This is a genomic window from Nocardiopsis lucentensis DSM 44048, from assembly GCF_000341125.1.
GTDB classification, from domain to species: Bacteria; Actinomycetota; Actinomycetes; order Streptosporangiales; family Streptosporangiaceae; genus Nocardiopsis; species Nocardiopsis lucentensis.
The window spans coordinates 1-3,569 of sequence record NZ_ANBC01000139.1 but is presented as its reverse complement, the minus strand read 5'-3'; the positions used below and the strand labels follow the sequence as shown (position 1 = coordinate 3,569).

Genomic DNA, 3,569 nt, shown 5'->3' with positions numbered 1-3,569 from the left:
CCCCGCCGATGGCGGGTGCGTAGGCCTGGTACACGGTGACCGTCTCATCGGTGAACCGGGCGCGGATCTGGTGTCTGGGGAACTGCATGGCCGTCAGCCTGGCGTCTTCGCGACGCGGAGGGCAAACGGTTTTCGACGCGTCGCGGACCGTGGCCGGTCGGGATCCGCCGGCCTCACAGCAGGGCGAGCCGTGCCGAGGTCACCCCGTCGGCGGGCAACTGGACGACCAGCCTCTGTCCGTCGGTGTCCGGCAGGTCGAGGCTCTCGTAGGCCAGCGACAGCTCCCCCGCCTCGGGGTGCGCCCACCGTTCGACGCCCGTGCGGTGGGGAAGGGCGGCCGAACCCTCGAACCGGTCGCGGAACCGCGCTCCGGCGGTCCGGGCCAGCTCCTCGGCGAGCGACGCGGCGTGGCCGTCGCCCAGGGACGCGGCCGCCCTGAGGTCGGCGGCCCGCTCGTCGGCGACGGCGTCCCAGTCGGGGAAGGCGGCCGTGGCGCGGTCATCGGTGAACACGTACCGGGCGAGGTTGGGCACTGCCGGTTCCAGCAGCCCCGGCGGGCCGGCCAGCCGGGCGAACCCCGCCGTGAACGCGAGCACGTCACCCAGGCTGTTGACCACCAGCGCCGGTCCCGGTTCGAGCCGGTCCAGGACGGCGCGCACCGTGGGACGCACCGCGCGCGGCGGTGGCCCGCCCGGGCACACGCCGCCGGTACCGGCCTTGGCGAGCCGGTGCATGTGGACCCGTTCGTCACCGGACAGACCCAGCGCGTCGGAGAGCGCCTCGACGACCTCCGGAGAGGGACGGCGGTCGCGCCCCTGCTCCAGACGGGTGAGGTACTCGACGCTGACCCCGGAGAGCGTGGCCAGTTCGGCACGGCGGAGCCCGGGGGTACGGCGGCGGGGACCGGAGGGAATCCCCGCGGCGGCGGGGGTCACGGCCTCTCGGCGGGAGCGCAGGAAGGCGCCCAACCCGTTGTCTGGCATGGGTGGAGTCTAGAACGTGCCCGCCCCCGCGCCCCGACCGCTCCGCGCCGAGGGTGGCTCCGGGAGGGCCAGTCCCACGGCGGCCTCCCCGGGAACGGACCGCACTGCCAGGGTCGAATCCGTGACGACACGCGGCGAGAGCGCATGACCGCGCTCCCCCGCGCGGAGAGAGCCCCACCACGACGAGAGACGGAAGGCACCTTCCTTGCGCTACCGACTGCTGGGCCGGACCGGCCTGCGCGTGTCCGAACTGTTCTTCGGCGCCATGACCTTCTACCAGCGCGGCGGCCCCGAGACCGTGCGCGGATACGACGCGATCCTGCGCGCCTACGCCGACGCCGGGGGCAACGTCGTCGACACCGCCTCGGCCTACGGTGACAGCGAGGACATCCTCGGCGAGCTGCTCACCGGCCAGCGCGACCGCTTCGTGCTCGCCACCAAGTACACGCTCTCGCGGGACGCCGACGACCCCAACGCGGCGGGCAACCACCGCAAGAACCTCCGCCTGTCCCTCGAACGCAGCCTGCGCCGGCTGCGCACCGACCACGTCGACCTGTACTGGGTCCACCTGTGGGACCGGCACACCCCCGTCGAGGAGACCATGCGGGCACTGGACGACGCCGTTCGCGAGGGCAAGGTCCTGTACGTGGGGATCTCCGACGCCCCGGCCTGGCTGACCGCCCACGCCAACACCCTGGCGGAGTGGCGCGGATGGACCCCCTTCGCGGGCCTGCAGATCCCCTACCACCTGCTCAGACGCGACGCCGAACGGGAGCTGCTGCCGATGGCCGAGGCGTTCGGGATGACGGTGGCCGCTTGGGGGCCGCTGGCCGGAGGCGTCCTGTCGGGCAAGTTCACCGACCGGGAGGACGCCCCCGAGGGCGCCCGGGTCGACCCGGGTTCCCTCTCCCCGCGCGACCACGCGGTCGCCCGGGCGGTGCGCGAGGTCGCCGACGAGCTCGGGGCCGCGCCGGCGCAGGTGGCGCTCGCCTGGACGCGTGCGCGGTGGCGCTTCGTCCACCCGATCGTGGGGGCCAGCGGGGTCGACCAGCTCGCCGAGAACCTCGGGGCGGTCGACGTCGTCCTGCCCGAGGAGGCCCGTCTGCGGCTGGAGGCGGCCGCCGACTTCGAGGTGGGCTTCCCCGGGGACTTCATCGCCCGGTGCGAGGACGACCCCTGGGCCTTCGGCGCGGCGGCGGCCAGGGTCGACGGACGCCGCTGAACACGCCCCCCACCCGGAGGTCAGCGGACGCGGGCGGGCACGGCGGCCTTGAGCAGCATCTCCTCGTACTCGTCCTCGGGGTCGGAGTCCAGCACGATCGCGCCACCCGCCCCGATCGTCAGCTCCCCGCCGGAGCGCACCGCGGTACGGATGACGATGCTCAGGTCGGCGGTACCCGCGTGCGACAGATAACCCAGCGCACCGGAGTACACACCCCGCGCGGACGACTCCAACCGGTCGATGATCTCCATCGTCCGCAGCTTGGGCGCACCGGTCATCGACCCGCCCGGGAAACAGGCCCGGACGGCGTCCAGAGTGGTCACGTCCGGCCGCAGCCGCCCCCGCACCGTGGAGACCAGCTGGTGGACGGTGGCGTAGGACTCCGTGTACATGAACGCGGGCACCTGCACACTGCCTACCTCGCACACCCGGCCCAGGTCGTTGCGGAGCAGGTCGACGATCATGAGGTTCTCTGCGCGGGTCTTGGCGCCCGTGCGCAGCTCCTCGGCGGCGCGGCGGTCGGTGTCGGGGTCGGCGTGGCGGGGCGCGGTGCCCTTGATGGGGCGGCTCTCGGCCACCCGGTCCCCGTCCACGCGAAGGAAGCGTTCGGGCGAGGCGCTCAGGACGCTCACCGGGCCCAGGCGCAGCAGGGCGGCGTAGGGGGCCGGGCTGGCGGCGCGCAGGCGCCGGTACAGGTCCAGGTCGTCGTCGGAGGTGTCGTCGGGGAGCCGGACCCGGTTGGTCAGGCAGATCTCGTAGCTCTCCCCCTCGGTGAGGTGTCCCAGGCACTCCTTGACGTCGGTGACGTAGTCCCCGTGGGGTCGCTCCAGGTGGGCGCCGAGGTCCACGGCCGGTCCGGGGGGCGCGGGAGGGGGTGGGACGGGCAGGGCGGAGAGCGCGTCGAGGGTGCGTCCGGCCCAGGCGCGGGCGCCGTCGCTGTCGTCGTGGACGACGTAGGCGCGTCCCTCGGCGTGGTCGACGGCGACGAAGCGGTCGCAGCGCATCCACACCGCGTCGGGGGTGGGCGAGGTGTGGGCGTTGTCGGCGCCGCAGTCGGCTTTGAGTTCGTAGCCGAAGTAGCCCACGTGTCCGCCGGTGAAGTCGAACGGCAGGCCGGTGGGGGCGGTGGGGCGGGTGCGGCGGTCGAGCGCGTCGAAGATCGTGCCGGGTTCGCGCCGCTCGGCGCCGTCGACGTCACGGACGCGGACCTCGCCGTCGCCGACGCGGTAGGTGAGGATCTCGCCGGTGGCGGCGCCGAGGAAGGAGAAGCGTGCGGGCCCCTCGGGGCGGGAGCTGTCCAACCAGAACGCGTACTCGGCGGCGCCGTACAGGTGGGCGAAGGCGGCCTCGGTGTCCACGGCGTG

3 protein-coding genes are annotated in these 3,569 nt (G+C 74.0%); 1 reads left to right on the top strand and 2 read right to left on the bottom strand.

The genetic code is table 11. The annotated features are described in order from the left end of the window. Positions 1 to 173: 173 nt before the first annotated feature. Positions 174 to 983, bottom strand: a complete 810-nt coding sequence (locus D471_RS33020) for a helix-turn-helix transcriptional regulator (RefSeq protein WP_040688351.1) — start codon at positions 981 to 983, stop codon at positions 174 to 176. A 205-nt stretch (positions 984 to 1,188) separates the two neighbouring features. Between D471_RS33020 and D471_RS0104625 the strand changes: the two genes are divergently transcribed. Then, positions 1,189 to 2,205 carry an aldo/keto reductase gene (locus D471_RS0104625; RefSeq protein ID WP_017597550.1) on the top strand — a complete coding sequence of 339 codons (1,017 nt, stop codon included), beginning with the start codon at positions 1,189 to 1,191 and terminating at the stop codon, positions 2,203 to 2,205. A 20-nt stretch (positions 2,206 to 2,225) separates the two neighbouring features. Here the strand turns inward: D471_RS0104625 and pabB are convergent. Then, the coding region (pabB, locus tag D471_RS0104620) for an aminodeoxychorismate synthase component I (RefSeq protein WP_017597549.1) at positions 2,226 to 3,569 on the bottom strand (1,344 nt) is incomplete at its 5' end.

Excerpts from the sequence above, each read along its gene's own strand:
- D471_RS33020 (WP_040688351.1), bottom strand. The coding sequence starts at position 983 with ATGCCAGACAACGGGTTGGGCGCCTTCCTGCGCTCCCGCCGAGAGGCC.